Source organism: Streptomyces sp. NPDC044061, from assembly GCF_056434305.1.
In genome coordinates, this window is sequence record NZ_JBWKFL010000012.1 from 138,730 (window position 1) to 155,241 (window position 16,512).

General features: G+C 71.0%; 19 protein-coding genes. 15 read left to right on the top strand and 4 right to left on the bottom strand.

Annotated features, from left to right (window positions below; all coding sequences use genetic code 11):
* Positions 1-312: 312 nt before the first annotated feature.
* Together AC07CM_RS20905 and AC07CM_RS20910 are read left to right on the top strand one after the other, a co-directional pair.
* On the top strand, positions 313-1,419 hold the full coding sequence (locus AC07CM_RS20905) for an amidohydrolase family protein (RefSeq protein WP_478877906.1): 1,107 nt from the start codon (positions 313-315) through the stop codon (positions 1,417-1,419).
* 39 nt (positions 1,420-1,458) lie between these two features.
* Positions 1,459-2,196 carry a nucleotidyltransferase domain-containing protein gene (locus AC07CM_RS20910; RefSeq protein WP_478877907.1) on the top strand — a complete coding sequence of 246 codons (738 nt, stop codon included), beginning with the start codon at positions 1,459-1,461 and terminating at the stop codon, positions 2,194-2,196.
* A gap of 1 nt (position 2,197) precedes the next feature.
* Here AC07CM_RS20910 and AC07CM_RS20915 read toward each other — a convergent pair whose 3' ends face one another.
* The 4 genes from AC07CM_RS20915 to AC07CM_RS20930 are packed head-to-tail and all read right to left on the bottom strand — an operon-like array spanning position 2,198 to position 5,795.
* Complete coding sequence (locus AC07CM_RS20915; RefSeq protein ID WP_478877908.1) at positions 2,198-3,208, bottom strand: COX15/CtaA family protein; 1,011 nt, start codon at positions 3,206-3,208, stop codon at positions 2,198-2,200.
* Between the two features lie 46 nt (positions 3,209-3,254).
* The gene (locus AC07CM_RS20920; RefSeq protein ID WP_478877909.1) at positions 3,255-4,028 is read right to left on the bottom strand and encodes an ABC transporter permease; all 774 of its coding nucleotides are present in this window, start codon (positions 4,026-4,028) and stop codon (positions 3,255-3,257) included.
* On the bottom strand, positions 4,025-4,948 hold the full coding sequence (locus AC07CM_RS20925) for an ABC transporter ATP-binding protein (protein WP_478877910.1): 924 nt from the start codon (positions 4,946-4,948) through the stop codon (positions 4,025-4,027). Before AC07CM_RS20925 ends, AC07CM_RS20920 begins: the two co-directional genes overlap by 4 nt.
* A gap of 31 nt (positions 4,949-4,979) precedes the next feature.
* A complete protein-coding gene (locus AC07CM_RS20930) occupies positions 4,980-5,795 on the bottom strand; it encodes an AAC(3) family N-acetyltransferase (RefSeq protein ID WP_478877911.1) in 816 nt (271 codons plus the stop codon).
* A gap of 208 nt (positions 5,796-6,003) precedes the next feature.
* Here AC07CM_RS20930 and AC07CM_RS20935 point away from each other — a divergent pair, with 208 nt between their 5' ends.
* From AC07CM_RS20935 to dapD, 13 genes are all read left to right on the top strand, one after another.
* Positions 6,004-6,747: a helix-turn-helix transcriptional regulator gene (locus AC07CM_RS20935; protein WP_478877912.1), complete on the top strand. Its 744-nt coding sequence runs from the start codon at positions 6,004-6,006 to the stop codon at positions 6,745-6,747.
* On the top strand, positions 6,744-8,165 hold the full coding sequence (gene sufB / locus AC07CM_RS20940; RefSeq protein WP_478877913.1) for a Fe-S cluster assembly protein SufB: 1,422 nt from the start codon (positions 6,744-6,746) through the stop codon (positions 8,163-8,165). Before AC07CM_RS20935 ends, sufB begins: the two co-directional genes overlap by 4 nt.
* A gap of 57 nt (positions 8,166-8,222) precedes the next feature.
* Positions 8,223-9,407, top strand: coding sequence for a Fe-S cluster assembly protein SufD (gene sufD, locus AC07CM_RS20945; protein WP_478877914.1), 1,185 nt, complete (start codon positions 8,223-8,225; stop codon positions 9,405-9,407).
* Entirely contained in the window at positions 9,404-9,727 is a 324-nt protein-coding gene (locus tag AC07CM_RS20950) for a non-heme iron oxygenase ferredoxin subunit (RefSeq protein ID WP_402626864.1), read from the top strand. The genes sufD and AC07CM_RS20950 overlap by 4 nt, the downstream gene beginning before the upstream one ends.
* A 7-nt stretch (positions 9,728-9,734) precedes the next feature.
* Complete coding sequence (gene sufC, locus AC07CM_RS20955; RefSeq protein WP_478877915.1) at positions 9,735-10,499, top strand: Fe-S cluster assembly ATPase SufC; 765 nt, start codon at positions 9,735-9,737, stop codon at positions 10,497-10,499.
* A complete protein-coding gene (locus AC07CM_RS20960) occupies positions 10,496-11,752 on the top strand; it encodes a cysteine desulfurase (RefSeq protein ID WP_478877916.1) in 1,257 nt (418 codons plus the stop codon). The genes sufC and AC07CM_RS20960 overlap by 4 nt, the downstream gene beginning before the upstream one ends.
* Positions 11,753-11,770: 18 nt before the next feature.
* A complete protein-coding gene (gene sufU, locus AC07CM_RS20965; protein WP_478877917.1) occupies positions 11,771-12,238 on the top strand; it encodes a Fe-S cluster assembly sulfur transfer protein SufU in 468 nt (155 codons plus the stop codon).
* Entirely contained in the window at positions 12,235-12,567 is a 333-nt protein-coding gene (locus tag AC07CM_RS20970; RefSeq protein WP_131569140.1) for a metal-sulfur cluster assembly factor, read from the top strand. The genes sufU and AC07CM_RS20970 overlap by 4 nt, the downstream gene beginning before the upstream one ends.
* A gap of 101 nt (positions 12,568-12,668) precedes the next feature.
* Positions 12,669-12,992: a DMT family transporter gene (locus AC07CM_RS20975; protein WP_478877918.1), complete on the top strand. Its 324-nt coding sequence runs from the start codon at positions 12,669-12,671 to the stop codon at positions 12,990-12,992.
* Positions 12,992-13,528, top strand: a complete 537-nt coding sequence (locus AC07CM_RS20980) for a TetR/AcrR family transcriptional regulator (RefSeq protein ID WP_478877919.1) — start codon at positions 12,992-12,994, stop codon at positions 13,526-13,528. Before AC07CM_RS20975 ends, AC07CM_RS20980 begins: the two co-directional genes overlap by 1 nt.
* 113 nt (positions 13,529-13,641) lie before the next feature.
* The gene (locus tag AC07CM_RS20985; RefSeq protein WP_478877920.1) at positions 13,642-14,247 is read left to right on the top strand and encodes an RNA polymerase sigma factor; all 606 of its coding nucleotides are present in this window, start codon (positions 13,642-13,644) and stop codon (positions 14,245-14,247) included.
* 2 nt (positions 14,248-14,249) lie between these two features.
* On the top strand, positions 14,250-15,215 hold the full coding sequence (locus AC07CM_RS20990) for a CU044_5270 family protein (protein ID WP_478877921.1): 966 nt from the start codon (positions 14,250-14,252) through the stop codon (positions 15,213-15,215).
* A gap of 157 nt (positions 15,216-15,372) precedes the next feature.
* Complete coding sequence (gene dapD / locus AC07CM_RS20995) at positions 15,373-16,362, top strand: 2,3,4,5-tetrahydropyridine-2,6-dicarboxylate N-succinyltransferase (protein ID WP_478877922.1); 990 nt, start codon at positions 15,373-15,375, stop codon at positions 16,360-16,362.
* Positions 16,363-16,512: the final 150 nt, after the last annotated feature.

Here is a 16,512-nt window from a genome sequence, read left to right on the forward strand (position 1 = left end):
GTCTGCGGGCGGCGTTCATGGTGAGGGGTGCGGGGATCTGCGCGAACTGCCCCGGCCGGTCCGCGCTCGCTGATGGACGCGTACCCCCGAGTTCGTTCGCGTCTGCGGGCGGCGTTCATGGTGAGGGGCGCGGGGGACTGCGCGAACTGCCCCAGCAGGTCCGCACTCGCCGAAGGACGCGTACCCCCGAGCTCGGCCCCGCCCGCGAACCCCGTTCACCCGCCAGAGGCCTCACGCACAGCCCGCGACCTCGAACCCCGTTCACCCGTTAGGAGCTGTAAGGCACAGCGCAGCGTCCCGCGGGGAGTCCGGATGATCGAAACGCCGTCCCTCGTGGACCAGTACTGCCATGGCGTACTGCGGACCGAGCTGGGCCTCGGCACCTTCGAGGCCCAGCTCGCCCGGACCGAGGGCCCACCCGCAGCGGGCACCACCCTCTTCGACACGCAGACCGGCTTCGCCGTGCGGCGCTGGTGCCCGCCCCTGCTCGGTCTCGAGCCGCACTGCCTGCCCGCCCGGTATCTCGCCCGGCGCCGTGAACTCGGCGTCCTGGAGGTGGGCCGCAGGCTGCTGCGGGGCAGCGGCATCACCACCTACCTGGTCGACACGGGCCTGCCCGGCGACCTCACCGGCCCCGCCGAGATGGCCTCCGCGGGCGACGCCGAGGCCCGCGAGATCGTCCGGCTCGAACTGCTCGCCGAGCAGGTCGCCGACACCTCCGGCACCGTGGAGTCCTTCCTCACCAACCTCGCCGAATCGGTGCACGGCGCGGCCGCGGAGGCCGTCGCCTTCACCTCCGTCGCGGGCCTCAGACACGGCCTCGCCCTGGCCCCCGAACCGCCGGGACCGGGCGAGGTGCGGGGTGCGGCGGGGCGCTGGCTGGCCGGGCGGCGGGTCGGCGGCGAACTGACCGACCCGGTGCTGCTGCGGCACCTGCTGTGGATCGCGGTCGCCTCGGGCCGGCCGCTGCAACTGCACGCCGGACTCGGCGAGCCGGGCTCCCGCATCGACCGTACGGACCCGGTGCTGCTCACCGGCTTCGTCCGGGCCACGGCCGGGCTCGGCACCGATCTGGTCCTGCTGCACGGCTACCCGTACCACCGCCACGCCGCCCATCTGGCCGGGATCTTCCCGCACGTCTACGCCGACTCCGGCGCGGCGCTCGTCCGCACCGGCGCCCGCGCGGCCACCGTCCTCGCCGAGATCCTGGAACTCGTCCCGTTCGGCAAGATCCTGTTCTCCAGCGGCGCCCACGGCCTGCCCGAGCTGCACGTCGTCGGCGCGCTCCTGTTCCGCGAGGCCCTCGGCCGGGTGCTGGGCACCTGGGTGGCCGAGGGCGCGTGGTCGCTCGGGGACGCCCAGCGGGTGGCCCGGCTGATCGCGGCGGACAACGCCCGGCGCGTGTACGGGCTGGTTTGAGGTCTGTACGGCGTCACGCGGGCCGTACAGACTGATGCGATGCCGACCGACGCCCTCATCGCGGGTTTCCTGCAGAAACTGTCGGACCTGAGCCCGCTCGCCGTCTGGGCCCACGGCTCACTGGCCGGCGGGGACTACCAGGAGGGCCGCAGCGACCTGGATCTGATCGCGGTGCTGCCGGGCCCGACGGGCCTGGGGACCGTACGAAGGGTGGTGCAGCTGCACCGGCGGCTGCGTGCCGAGCCGCTCGCGGCCAAACTCCACTGCAGCTACCTCACCCCGGCCACGCTGGACGACCCGGACCGGTCGCACCTGACCTGGGCGCACGGCGGCGTGATGCGCCGCCCGGTCACCCCCGTCACCCGGCGCGAGCTGCACGACTTCGGCCGGGTGCTGCACGGCGAGGCGCCCGCCGGACTGCTCCCGAAGGTGCCGGACGCGCAGCTGAACGACTTCGTCGTGCGGGACCAGCGGGACTATTGGCGGCCCAGGGTGGACAAGGCGAGGCTGTGGCGGCAGGACGCCTGGGTCGACCTGGGGCTGCTGACCTTCGCCCGCGCCACGGTGACCCTGCGCGAGGGGCGGCTCATCTCGAAGCGGGAGGCGCTGGACGAGCTGCGGGTGCTCGGCGCCCCCGAGGAGGTCGTCGGGGAGGTCGAGCGGCGGCGGTACGGGCTGCCGGTCCCGGCGGGCGACGGCCGGCTCGCCCGCCGTGCCGAGCTGACCCGCGGCTACCTCGCACCGGCGATCGACACGCTGGTGACGACCTACGGATGACTCACGCGCGCGTGCCGACCCGCACCTCGGCCGAGGGGCCGGGCAGGTCGAGCGCGGCCCCCGGCCGCTCCCGGAGCGACAGCAGGACGCGCAGCACGCCGATCCACACCAGGCACGAACCGAACATGTGGAGGCCGACGAGGACCTCGGGCAGGTGCGTGAAGTACTGGACGTAGCCGATGACGCCCTGTCCGAGCAGGATCAGGAACAGCTCCCGGGTGCGGAGGAGGGGCCCCCTGGGGGCGTCCACCGCCTTCAGCACGAACCACAGCGCGAAGGTCAGCGTCACCACGATCCAGGCGAGCACGGCGTGCAGCTTGGCGACGGTCTCCCAGTCGATGTGGATCCGGTCGACCTCGCTGGAGTCGCCCGCGTGCGGCCCGGCCCCGGTCACCACCGTGCCGACCGCGATGAGCAGCACGGACGCGGCCACCAGGAACCACACCAGCTGCTGCACGGCCTTGCCGACCAGCGGGCGCGGCGCCTCGTCGCCCTCGCGGGTGCGCTGCCACATCAGGACAGCGACCGTGATGAGCGCGGTGGACAGCAGGAAGTGCGCCGCGACCGTGTACGGGTTCAGGCCCACCAGGACCACGATCCCGCCGAGCACCGCGTTGCCCATGACCACCCAGAACTGCGCCCAGCCCAGCCGGGTCAGGCTGCGCCGCCACGGCTTCTCGGCGCGGGCGGCGATGATCGCCCAGCCGACGGCCGCGCACAGCACGTACGTCAGCATGCGGTTGCCGAACTCGATCACGCCGTGGAAGCCCATGGCCCGGGTGGTGGTGAGCGAGTCCTCGGTGCAGGTCGGCCAGGTCGGGCAGCCCAGGCCCGAGCCGGTCAGGCGGACGGCACCGCCGGTGACGACGATGACCACCGACATGACGAGCGCGGCGAGCGCCGCCCGCCGGACCGTCCGGGGATCCGGGGTCCAGCGGTCGGCGATGAAGGCGAGCGGGTTGCGCAGGGCCGCTACGGCGTCGGCGCGGGTCAGCTTTGGCACGTGCACCATCGTAGGCCGCCGCTTGTGCACGCTTTCACTAGGGTCCCGCCCCGGACTACTCCCAGCGGAAGAACCTGCCGGCCGCGGCCAGCCCCACGACCGCCCAGCCTGCGAGGATGCCCAGGTCGCCCCACGGCATGCCGGCCCCGTGCTGGAGCACGTCCCGCAGGCCGTCGGAGAGCGCGGAGACGGGCAGCAGACCGAGCACGTGCTGACCGGCCGAACCGAACTTCTCCAGCGGCACGATCACCCCGCCGCCGACGAGCAGCAGCAGGAAGACCAGGTTGGCGGCGGCCAGCGTCGCCTCCGCCTTCAGGGTGCCGGCCATCAGCAGGCCGAGGCCCGAGAAGGCGGCCGTGCCGACGATCAGCAGCAGCAGGACGGCCGCGGGGTTGCCGTGCGGGGACCAGCCGAGGGCGAAGGCGATCGCCGTCAGCAGGATCACCTGCAGGATCTCCGTGACCAGGACGGAGGCCGTCTTCGCGGCCATCAGGCCCCAGCGGGGCAGCGGGGAGGAGGCGAGCCGCTTCAGCACGCCGTAGCGGCGCTCGAAGCCGGTCGCGATGGCCTGGCCGGTGAACGCCGTGGACATCACGGCGAGGGCCAGGATGCCCGGGGCGAGGAAGTCGACCGCCTTGCCGGCGCCGGTGTCGACGATGTCCACGGAGCTGAAGAGCACCAGCAGCAGGGTCGGGATCACGACCGTCAGCAGCAGCTGCTCGCCGTTGCGCAGCAGCATCTTCGTCTCCAGCGCCGCCTGGGCCGCGATCATGCGCGGCAGCGGCGCCGCGCCCGGCTTCGGGGCGTACGTGCCCGTTGCGGTGGTCATGAGCGCAACTCCTTGCCCGTGAGCTCCAGGAAGACGTCTTCGAGCGTGTGCCGTTCCACCGAGATCCGGTCCGGCATCACCCCGTGCTGGGCGCACCACGAGGTCACCGTGGCCAGCAGCTGCGGGTCGACCTTGCCGACCACCCGGTAGCTGCCGGGGGTCAGCTCGGCCGCCGTGCAGTCGGCCGGGAGCGCCTTGAGCAGGGAGCCCACGTCGAGGCCGGGACGGCCGAGGAAGCGCAGGGTGTTCTCGGCGCCGCCCTTGCACAGCTCCTCCGGGGAGCCCTGGGCGATGACCCGGCCGCCGTCGATGATCGCGACGTCGTCGGCGAGCTGCTCGGCCTCTTCCATGTAGTGCGTGGTGAGGATCACCGAGACGCCGTCGGCGCGCAGGTCCTTGACCAGGTCCCAGGTGGCGTGGCGGGCCTGCGGGTCGAGGCCGGCGGTCGGCTCGTCCAGGAACACCAGCTCCGGGCGCCCGACGACGGCCATGGCGAGCGCGAGCCGCTGCTGCTGCCCGCCGGAGAGGCGGCGGTAGCCGGTGCGGCCGCAGGAGCCGAGGCCGAGGCGTTCGACGAGCGCGTCCACGTCCAGTGGCTGCGCGTGCAGTCTGGCCACGTGGCGCAGCATCTCGTCCGCTCTGGCGCCGGAGTAGACGCCGCCGGACTGGAGCATCACGCCGATGCGGGGGCGCAGCTCGGCGGACTGCCGTACCGGGTCGAGGCCCAGGACGCGCACCGTGCCGGAGTCCGGCCTCCGGTACCCCTCGCAGGTCTCGACCGTGGTCGTCTTCCCCGCCCCGTTGGGGCCGAGCACGGCGGTCACACCCGCCCGGGCCACCAGGTCGAGGCCGTCCACCGCGGTCTTCGTGCCGTACCGCTTCACCAGGGCCTGGACCTGGACCACGGGCTCACTTCGCATGGACCCAGAGTCTAAGGAGGCGCCGCGGCGCTCAGGCGGGCGGGTGCCGGAAGTCCTCCTCACGGGGCCGGTGCAGCGGCAGCCACCGCTCGGCATAGGCCACCGCGTCGGCCACCGGGAACAGGCGCACGTCGGCCGCGCCGACCTTGCCGCGCAGGACGGCGCGGTCCCGTTCGAAGTCGTGGCCCAGCTCGTCGAAACGGTGCGAGGTGATCGACACCTCGGTCACCGTCTCCCAGCCGCCGCCCGGTGCCGGCCGGCCGACCCGCACCAGCGGGGACGGTATGCGGTACTCCGCCAGGTGGAAGCTGGTGCAGGCGCCGTAGCCCGCGCCGAGCAGCAGGACCCGGGCGCCGAGCCTCTCCAACCGGGCCAGGGGGCTGCGCTCGCCCAGCCGGCAGTCGGGGGCGTGATGCCGGACGATCTCCGCCGCCCGGGGCCCGAGCGCCGCGAAGGAGGTCTGCGGGTGGGCGCTGCGCAGCGCCCCCGGCCAGGTGCGGACGGTCTCCGGGATCACGCCGACCCCGCGCGAGGGAGTGATCAGGGGGTCGTAGTCGGGCATGGTGGCCCGTATCCGGTCCCACCACTCCTCGGGCACTGGAGGATGCCCCCACACGGCCGGGTCGGACAGGTCGCCCGACTGGGTGGGCACGACGAGCGTGCCGGACGCGCCGAGGGCGTCGAGGAGTCCCCGGACCACCGCGACGGCGCCTCCGTTGACCCAGCCGAGGGAGCTGAGCGAGGAGTGCACGAGCAGGATCTCGCCGGTCTCGACACCCAATAGGCGCAACTGTGCGGAGACGGTGTCACGGGTGACGAGGGGGCCGGCCGGAGGGGGTGTGGGCATGCTTCGGGAGTCTTCCCGACCGGGGCCTCCGACGCCACCGATTTGGCTGGTCAGCGGCCCTGTCAGGGGCCCTGTCGGCGGCCCTGGAACGACCGATCGCGAGATCGTTTCCGCAGGTCGGATTAGGTATGCCTAAGTGATGCAGGGCACCGCCGGGTGATCCGGACGGCGCTTGTCAGTCCCTGAAGAATTACGCAACAATGGCGTTGTGAAAAACGTCGGCGAGGCTCGGGAGACCCCGATGGGTACCCCGCAGGAGGAGCTCGCGACTGGGGAGCGCTCGACGCGCAACCGGGTCGCGCGGTCCGTCCTGGACCACGGCCCCTCGACCGTCGCCGAGCTGGCCGGCCGGCTGGGACTCACCCAGGCCGCCGTGCGCCGCCACCTGGACGCCCTGGTCGCCGACGACGTCGTCGCGGCACGGGAGCAGCGGGTGTACGGCACGCGCACGCGTGGCCGTCCCGCCAAGGTGTTCGCGCTGACGGACTGCGGCCGGGACGCCTTCGACCAGTCGTACGACAAGCTCGCCGCGGACGCCCTGCGCTGGATCGCCGAGCAGGAGGGCGGCGCCGAGGCGGTGGCCGCGTTCGCCCGCGCCCGGATCGCCGCCCAGGCCGGGGCCTACCGCGCGGCGGTGGAGGGCGTCAGCCCGGACAAGCGCGCCGAAGCGCTGGCCAGGGCCCTGAGTGCGGACGGGTACGCTGCTACGGCGCGCAGCGCACCGGTCGGCGAACAGCTGTGCCAGCACCACTGCCCGGTCGCCCACGTGGCGGAACAGTTCCCGCAGCTGTGCGAGGCGGAGACGGAGATCTTCGCCGAGCTGCTGGGTACCCACGTCCAGCGACTGGCGACCATCGCGCACGGCGACGGCGTCTGCACGACGTTCATCCCCAAGAATTCCAAGACCAGCGACAACGCATCTGCAAGCACGGCCGGGAGGAACCCCGCATGACTCTCCCCACGGAGACTGCTCACCCCGAACTCGAGGGTCTGGGCAAGTACGAATACGGCTGGGCCGACTCCGACGTGGCCGGTGCGTCCGCGCGCCGTGGCCTGAACGAAGACGTCGTCCGCGACATCTCCGGCAAGAAGTCGGAGCCGGAGTGGATGACCAAGCTGCGTCTCAAGGGTCTGAAGCTGTTCGAGAAGAAGCCCATGCCGAACTGGGGCTCGGACCTGTCGGGCATCGACTTCGACAACATCAAGTACTTCGTGCGCTCCACGGAGAAGCAGGCGGAGTCCTGGGAGGACCTGCCCGAGGACATCAAGAACACCTACGACAAGCTGGGCATCCCGGAGGCCGAGAAGCAGCGCCTCGTCGCCGGTGTCGCCGCCCAGTACGAGTCGGAGGTCGTCTACCACCAGATCCGCGAGGACCTGGAGGAGCAGGGCGTCATCTTCCTCGACACCGACACCGCCCTGAAGGAGCACCCCGAGCTCTTCAAGGAGTACTTCGGCACGGTCATCCCGGCCGGTGACAACAAGTTCGCCGCGCTGAACACGGCCGTGTGGTCCGGCGGCTCCTTCATCTACGTGCCGAAGGGCGTGCACGTCGAGATCCCGCTGCAGGCCTACTTCCGCATCAACACGGAGAACATGGGCCAGTTCGAGCGGACCCTGATCATCGTCGACGAGGGCGCCTACGTGCACTACGTCGAGGGTTGTACGGCGCCGATCTACAAGTCGGACTCGCTGCACTCCGCGGTCGTCGAGATCATCGTCAAGAAGAACGCCCGCTGCCGCTACACGACCATCCAGAACTGGTCGAACAACGTCTACAACCTGGTCACCAAGCGCGCCGTCGCCTACGAGGGCGCCACCATGGAGTGGATCGACGGCAACATCGGCTCCAAGGTGACGATGAAGTACCCGGCCGTCTACCTGATGGGCGAGCACGCCAAGGGCGAGACCCTCTCCATCGCCTTCGCGGGCGAGGGCCAGCACCAGGACGCCGGTTCCAAGATGGTCCACATGGCGCCGAACACCTCGTCCAACATCGTCTCCAAGTCGGTGGCGCGCGGCGGCGGCCGTACCTCGTACCGCGGCCTGGTCGAGATCGGCGAGGGCGCTCACGGCTCCAAGTCCAACGTGCTGTGCGACGCGCTGCTGGTCGACACCATCTCCCGCTCCGACACGTACCCGTACGTCGACGTCCGTGAGGACGACGTGTCCATGGGCCACGAGGCGACCGTCTCCAAGGTCTCCGAGGACCAGCTCTTCTACCTGATGAGCCGCGGTCTCTCCGAGTTCGAGGCGATGGCGATGATCGTGCGCGGCTTCGTCGAGCCCATCGCCAAGGAACTGCCCATGGAGTACGCCCTCGAGCTCAACCGGCTGATCGAGCTCCAGATGGAAGGCGCGGTCGGCTAGGCCCCGGCCACCGTTCCCATCAAGCCCTTACGCAAGAAAGCGAGCAGACCGACAGCCATGGCTGAGGCTCAGAACATCCCGGTGGGCTCCACCACCGCCGGCCAGATCGCGGTGGCCGCCGAGTCGACCGTCGCCACGCGCATGAGCGCGCCCCCGTCCTTCGACGTGGCGGACTTCCCGGTCCCCCACGGCCGTGAGGAGGAGTGGCGGTTCACGCCGCTGGAGCGGCTGCGCGGGCTGCACGACGGCACCGCCGTCGCGACCGGCGACGGCGTGAAGGTGGACGTCCAGGCCCCCGGGGGCGTGACTGTCGAGACCGTCGGCCGCGACGACGCGCGGCTCGGCAAGGCGGGCACCCCGGTGGACCGCGTCGCCGCCCAGGCGTACTCGGCCTTCGAGAAGGCCGGCGTGGTCACCGTCCCCAAGGAGATGGTGCTCACCGAGCCGATCCGCATCGCCGTGCACGGTGAGGGCGGGGTCGCCTACGGCCACCAGCTGATCGAGCTGGGCGCCTTCGCCGAGGCCGTCGTCGTCATCGACCACACCGGTGACGCGGTACTCGCCGCCAACGTCGACTACGTCCTCGGTGACGGCGCCAAGCTGACCGTGGTCTCCGTCCAGGACTGGGACGACAAGGCCGTGCACGTGGGCCAGCACAACGCGCTGATCGGCCGGGACGCCACCTTCAAGTCGTTCGTGGTCACCTTCGGCGGCGATCTCGTCCGTCTGCACCCGCGCGTCGCCTACGCCGGAACCGGCGGCGAGGCCGAACTCTTCGGCCTGTACTTCACCGACGCCGGGCAGCACCAGGAGCACCGCCTCCTCGTCGACCACAACACCCCGCACTGCAAGTCGAACGTCGCCTACAAGGGCGCGCTCCAGGGCGACGACGCGCACGCGGTCTGGATCGGCGACGTGCTCATCGAGGCCAAGGCCGAGGGCACGGACACCTACGAGATGAACCGCAACCTGGTCCTCACGGACGGTGCCCGCGTCGACTCGGTGCCGAACCTGGAGATCGAGACCGGCGAGATCGTCGGCGCCGGCCACGCATCCGCCACCGGCCGCTTCGACGACGAGCAGCTCTTCTACCTGATGGCCCGCGGCATCCCGGAGCACGAGGCCCGTCGCCTCGTCGTCCGTGGCTTCTTCGCCGAGCTGGTCCAGCAGATCGGTGTCACGGACATCGAGGAGCGTCTGCTCGCCAAGATCGAGGAGGAGCTGGAGGCGTCGGTCGCATGACCACCACGTTCGTACGCGCCTGCGGACTGAGCGAGCTGGAGGAGGACACCCCGAAGCGGGTGGAACTCGACGGAACGCCGGTCTCGGTCGTGAAGACCGAGGGCGAGGTGTTCGCCATATACGACATCTGCTCCCACGCGAATGTCTCGCTGTCCGAGGGCGAGGTGGAGGACTGCCAGATCGAGTGCTGGCTGCACGGCTCCAGCTTCGACCTCCGCACCGGCAAGCCGTCCGGCCTTCCCGCGACGCGCCCCGTCCCCGTATACCCCGTAAAGATCGAAGGGGACGACGTGCTCGTCTCCCTCACCCAGGAGTCCTGAGGCACCCATGGCAACGCTTGAAATCCGAGACCTGCACGTCACCGTCGAGGCCGACAACGCCACGAAGGAGATCCTCAAGGGCGTCGACCTCACCGTGAAGCAGGGCGAGACGCACGCCATCATGGGCCCCAACGGCTCGGGCAAGTCGACCCTCGCCTACTCGCTCGCGGGTCACCCGAAGTACACGATCACCGAGGGCACCGTGCTGCTCGACGGCGAGGACGTCCTGGAGATGTCCGTCGACGAGCGCGCCCGCGCGGGCCTGTTCCTGGCGATGCAGTACCCCGTCGAGGTCCCCGGCGTCTCGGTCTCCAACTTCCTGCGCACCTCCGCCACCGCCGTCCGCGGTGAGGCCCCCAAGCTGCGCACCTGGGTGAAGGAGGTCAAGGAGGCCATGGAGCGCCTCAACATGGACCCGGCCTTCGCCGAGCGCAACGTCAACGAGGGCTTCTCCGGCGGTGAGAAGAAGCGCCACGAGATCCTCCAGCTCGAACTGCTCAAGCCGAAGGTCGCGATCCTCGACGAGACGGACTCCGGCCTGGACGTCGACGCGCTGCGCATCGTCTCCGAGGGTGTCAACCGCGTCCGTGAGACCGGCGAGGTCGGCACCCTGCTGATCACGCACTACACGCGCATCCTGCGCTACATCAAGCCCGACTTCGTCCACGTCTTCTCCGCCGGCCGGATCGTCGAGTCCGGCGGCGCCGAGCTCGCCGACAAGCTGGAGGACGAGGGCTACGAGGCATACACGAAGGGTGGCGTATCCGCGTGACACAGCTGCCGGGCCTCCTCGACACCGAGGCGATCCGCAAGGACTTCCCCGTCCTGGACCGGCTGGTCCACGACGGCAAGAAGCTCGTCTACCTGGACAACGCCGCGACCTCGCAGAAGCCGCGCCAGGTGCTGGACGCCCTGAGCGAGTACTACGAGCGCTACAACGCCAACGTCCACCGCGGTGTGCATGTGCTCGCCGAGGAGGCCACGGCGCTGTACGAGGGCGCGCGCGACAAGGTCGCCGCGTTCGTCAACGCGCCGAGCCGCGACGAGGTGATCTTCACCAAGAACGCCTCCGAGTCGCTGAACCTCGTGGCGAACATGCTGGGCTGGGCCGAGGAGCCCTACCGGGTGGACCACGAGACCGAGATCGTCATCACGGAGATGGAGCACCACTCCAACATCGTGCCGTGGCAGCTGCTGGCGCAGCGCACCGGCGCGAAGCTGAAGTGGTTCGGCCTGACCGACGACGGCCGGCTCGACCTGTCCAACATCGACGAGGTCATCACGGAGAAGACGAAGATCGTCTCCTTCGTGCTGGTGTCGAACATCCTGGGCACGGTCAACCCGGTCGACGCGATAGTCCGCCGTGCCCAGGAGGTCGGCGCGCTGGTCTGCATCGACGCCTCCCAGGCCGCCCCGCACATGCCGCTGGACGTACAGGCCCTCCAGGCCGACTTCGTGGCCTTCACCGGCCACAAGATGTGCGGCCCGACGGGCATCGGCGTCCTGTGGGGCCGTCAGGAGCTGCTCGAGGACCTGCCCCCGTTCCTGGGCGGCGGCGAGATGATCGAGACCGTCTCGATGCACTCCTCGACGTACGCCCCGGCGCCGCACAAGTTCGAGGCGGGCACGCCCCCGATCGCCCAGGCGGTCGGCCTGGGCGCGGCGATCGACTACCTGAACTCGATCGGCATGGACAAGATCCTCGCCCACGAGCACGCGCTCACCGAGTACGCGGTGCGCAGGCTCTCCGAGGTCCCGGACCTGAGGATCATCGGCCCGACCACGGCCGAGGACCGAGGGGCCGCGATCTCCTTCACGCTCGGCGACATCCACCCGCACGACGTGGGCCAGGTCCTCGACGAGCAGGGCATCGCGGTGCGCGTCGGTCACCACTGCGCGCGGCCGGTCTGCCTCCGTTACGGAATTCCTGCGACCACGCGAGCGTCGTTCTATCTGTACTCCACGCCTGCCGAGATCGACGCACTCGTCGAGGGGCTGGAGCACGTACGGAACTTCTTCGGCTGAGAGGCGTGAGCTGAAACCGTGAAGCTGGACTCGATGTACCAGGAAGTCATCCTGGACCACTACAAGCACCCGCACGGGCGTGGTCTGAGGGATGGCGACGCCGAGGTGCACCATGTGAACCCGACGTGCGGCGACGAGATCACCCTCCGTGTGAAGTACGAGGGCACGACGATCGAGGACGTCTCGTACGAGGGCCAGGGCTGCTCCATCAGCCAGGCCTCCGCCTCCGTGCTGAACGAGCTGCTGGTCGGCAAGGACCTGACCGAGGCGCAGAAGATCCAGGAGACCTTCCTGGAGCTGATGCAGTCCAAGGGCAGGATCGAGCCCGACGACGCCATGGAGGACATCCTGGAGGACGCGGTCGCGTTCGCCGGTGTCTCCAAGTACCCCGCGCGGGTCAAGTGCGCCCTCCTGAGCTGGATGGCGTGGAAGGACGCGACGGCCCAGGCGCTGGATGGCGCCGACGCCGAAAGGAAGACCGCATGAGCGACACCGTCGAGATGAAGCCGGCTTCGGAGGAGGAACTCCGCGAGGCCCTGATGGACGTGGTCGACCCCGAGCTGGGCATCGACGTCGTCAACCTCGGCCTGATCTACGGCATTCACGTCGACGACGCCAACATCGCGACCGTCGACATGACCCTGACCTCCGCGGCCTGCCCGCTGACGGACGTCATCGAGGACCAGGCCAAGTCCGCCACGGACGGCTTGGTCAGCGAGCTGCGCATCAACTGGGTCTGGATGCCGCCGTGGGGTCCGGACAAGATCACGGACGACGGCCGGGAGCAGCTTCGGGCGCTCGGGTTCAACGTCTGAGGACACATCGCGCGTGAGGCGGCGGCACCTGTACGGGTGCCGCCGCTTTTTCGTGCGTCCCGTTGCGTACGCCCGTACATACGATGTGTACGCTCGTACACATGGGATATCTCTTGCTCGCCGGCGCCATCGCCGCCGAGGTCGCCGCGACGACGGCGATGAAGTACAGCGAGGGCTTCAGCAGGCTCGGACCCTCGCTCGTGACGGCGCTGGGCTACCTCGTCTCCTTCGCGCTGCTCGCCCGGACACTGAAGACCGTGCAGATCGGCACGGCGTACGCGATCTGGTCCGGGGTGGGCACCGCGACCATCGCCGTGCTCGGCCTGCTGCTGTTCGGTGAGGGGCTGGGCATGACCAAGGTCGCTGGGATCCTGTTGATCATCGGGGGAGTCGTGGTGCTGAACATGGGCGGTGCGACGCACTGATGCCCCGTCGCTACGACCCCGACCGGCGCCGGCGGATCATCGACGCGGCCATCCGCGTGGTGGGCCGGGACGGCATCGCCGGGCTGAGCCACCGTACGGTCGCCGCCGAGGCGGACGTCCCGCTCGGCTCCACGACGTACCACTTCGCCACCCTGGACGACCTGCTGGTGGCCGCCCTCTGCCAGGTCAACGAGAGCTTCGCCCGCGTGCTCGACGACAGCGCGGTCCTGCGGGACACCGAGGGCGACCTCGCGGCCGGTCTCGCCCGGGTCCTCGGCCAGTGGCTGGGCGGCGACCGGCCGGGCGTGGAGCTGGAGTACGAGCTGTATCTCGCGGCCCTGCGCCGCCCCGCCCTGCGCCCGGTCGCCGCCGGGTGGACCGAGGAGACGGCGGAGCGGCTGGCCACCCGCGTGGACCCCGTTACCGCGCGGGCACTGCTCGCCCTGATGGACGGCATCTGCCTGCAGGTGCTGCTCACGGGTGGCTCGTACGACGAGGACTACGCGCGGGAGGTGCTGAAGCGGGTGATTCCCTGATCGCCCGCGTGTTTCACCGGTCGTGCTACGACTTCCCGAGAACCGTGAACTCTCCGGTGCCCATCGGGGAACAGGAGGTGACACGCCCGCACCGACGAATCAGGGGGAGCCTTGTGAGCGGACCACCGCCGTCCATGGCACGGACGGAGGACGACGCGGAGGTAGTCGCCCAGTCGCTGGAGCAGCCGGAGCTGTTCGCCCTGCTCTATGACCGCTACGCCTCCGACATCCACCGCTACGCGGCCCGCCGCCTGGGCGACACCGCCGCCGACGACGTCACCGCCGACACCTTCCTGGTCGCGTTCCGGATCCGGTCCCGCTACGACCGGACGCGCACCAACGCGCGTCCCTGGCTGTACGGCATCGCCGGAAACCTCATCGGCAAGCAGCGCCGCGCCGAGGTGCGGGCGCTCAGGGCACTCGCCCGCACCGGCCACGACCCGGTGGCCGCGTCCTGGGGCGAGTCCTGGGTCGAGGACACCGACAGCCGGATCGCGGCGCAGGGCCCGCTGGCCGGCGCCCTCGCCGGGCTGTCGGCGCCGGACCGGCACGTCCTGCTGCTCGTCGCCTGGGCCGAACTCACCTACCAGGAGGTCGCGGAGGCGTTGGAGATACCGGTCGGCACGGTTCGCTCGCGGCTCAACCGGGCGCGGCGCAAGGTACGTACGGCGCTGGGCGCCGATCCCGCATTCGTGGCCGACGCGGCGGAGGTGGCGTAGCGATGGACGAGATGACCGAGGTGCGCGAGCTGCGCGCCCACGTGCCGGTGCCCGACCGGGCCCGGCTCGCGCCGGGACGGGCGCGGCTCACCGAGGCCGCGCGATCCGGGGAGCTGCGCCGCGCGTTCTGGCGGCGGCGGGAGTTCGTGATCGTGGCGGTCGTGGCCGCGGTGACCGCCGTCGCCGTCGCCGCCTCCCTGCTGGTGGGCGGGACGGGCACGGGACGCAAGGTGCAGCCCGCGGCCACGCCGAGCGTGCGCTTCAAGGGGGTGAGCGCCGCCGAGTTCCTGCGGCAGGCCGCTGACGCGGTCGAGGCCCAGCAGGACGGCGCCGTTCCGACGGCGAAGCAGTGGATCTACGTCAAGTCGGCGCAGGAGCCCTTGGACAAGTCCCGGGGCCTTCTGGGCGAGCAGGAGAGCTGGATCCGCTACGACGGCTCCGCCAGCGCCTCCCGGATGCGGGACGACGAGCCGCTCCAGATCATGAAGATGCACCTGGAGAACGGCGGCGAGGGCGACGACCGCTCGCCGCGTGAGATGTACCGGGTCCTCGCCGCCCTGCCGGCCGACGGTGAGGGGACGCTGAAGGCGCTCCGTGAGCAGAACGCCCTCGCCGACAGCAAGGGATTCTCCCAGGCACGGAACGACTACTTCGAGATCAGGGTCCTGCTGTCGGCCGACGTGATGCCGGCCAAGGGCCTGGCCTCTCTCTACCGCGCCCTCGCGCTCCTGCCGGGCGGGAAGGTCACCGGCCACCTGGTCCGGACCGCCGCCGGCCGCCGGGCGATCGCCCTGGAATACAGCCGCGGGGACAACCCCAGGGACGGTGTGGCGATGCATGACCAGTGGCTGATCGACCCGCAGACCCACCGGATCGTCGGCATGCGGCTGGTCAGCCGAGGCACGGTCCTCGGCGGCGACTCGATCGCCACGACGGCTGTGGTGGACCGGGCGGGCGACCGCGGCTGACCACCCGCGATCCCGGGCGGCCCGCACCACAGGGGAGTGCGGGCCGCCCGTGGTCCGCCCCGGCGGGTGAGACACCGCCGAGACACACCCGCCCGGCACATGAGACGTCCTGCTCACCGGTTCGCCCGTACGACCCCGCTCGCGTTAGTTTTCCCTCATGACCGACACGAACGCTCCCCGTACCACCGGCGCCGTGGCCGCCGGCCTCGCCACGATCGCCGCCGACGGCACCGTCCTCGACACCTGGTTCCCCGCCCCGCGGCTCGTCGACGAGCCCGGTCCGTCCGGCACCGAGCGGCTCTCCGCCGAGCAGGCCGCGGAGCAGCTCGGCGGCGGCGCGACCGCGGCGATCGGCCCGGACGCCCGCCGGGGCGTCGAGGTGGTCGCGGTCCGTACGGTCATCGCCTCGCTCGACGACAAGCCGATCGACGCGCACGACGTCTACCTGCGCCTGCACCTGCTCTCGCACCGACTGGTCAAGCCGCACGGCCAGAGCCTCGACGGCATCTTCGGACACCTGGCGAACGTCGCCTGGACCTCGCTCGGCCCGGTCGCCGTGGACGACGTCGAGAAGGTGCGGCTGAACGCCCGCGCCGAGGGGCTGCACCTTCAGGTCACCTCGATCGACAAGTTCCCGCGCATGACGGACTACGTCGCCCCCAAGGGTGTGCGGATCGCCGACGCCGACCGGGTGCGTCTCGGCGCCCACCTCGCCGAGGGCACCACGGTCATGCACGAGGGCTTCGTCAACTTCAACGCCGGCACGCTCGGCACCTCCATGGTCGAGGGCCGTATCTCCGCGGGTGTCGTGGTCGGCAACGGCTCGGACATCGGCGGCGGCGCCTCCACCATGGGCACGCTGTCCGGTGGCGGCAACGTGATCATCTCCATCGGCGAGCGCTGCCTGATCGGAGCCGAGGCGGGCGTCGGCATCGCGCTCGGCGACGAGTGCGTGATCGAGGCGGGCCTGTACGTCACCGCGGGCACCCGGGTGACCATGCCCGACGGCCAGATCGTCAAGGCCCGCGAGCTCAACGGCGCCTCCAACATCCTCTTCCGCCGCAACTCGGTCACCGGCGTGGTCGAGGCCCGCCCGAACAACGCGGTCTGGGGCGGCCTGAACGACATCCTGCACAGCCACAACTGATGCGGACGCGGGGGGGGGGGGGGGGGGGGGGGGGGGGGGGGGGGGGGGGGGGGGGGGGGGGGGGGGGGGGGGGGGGGGGGGGGGGGAGGGGGGGGGGGGAGGGGGGGGGGGGGGAGGGTGGGGCGGGAAGCGGACAACTGCGTCTCACAC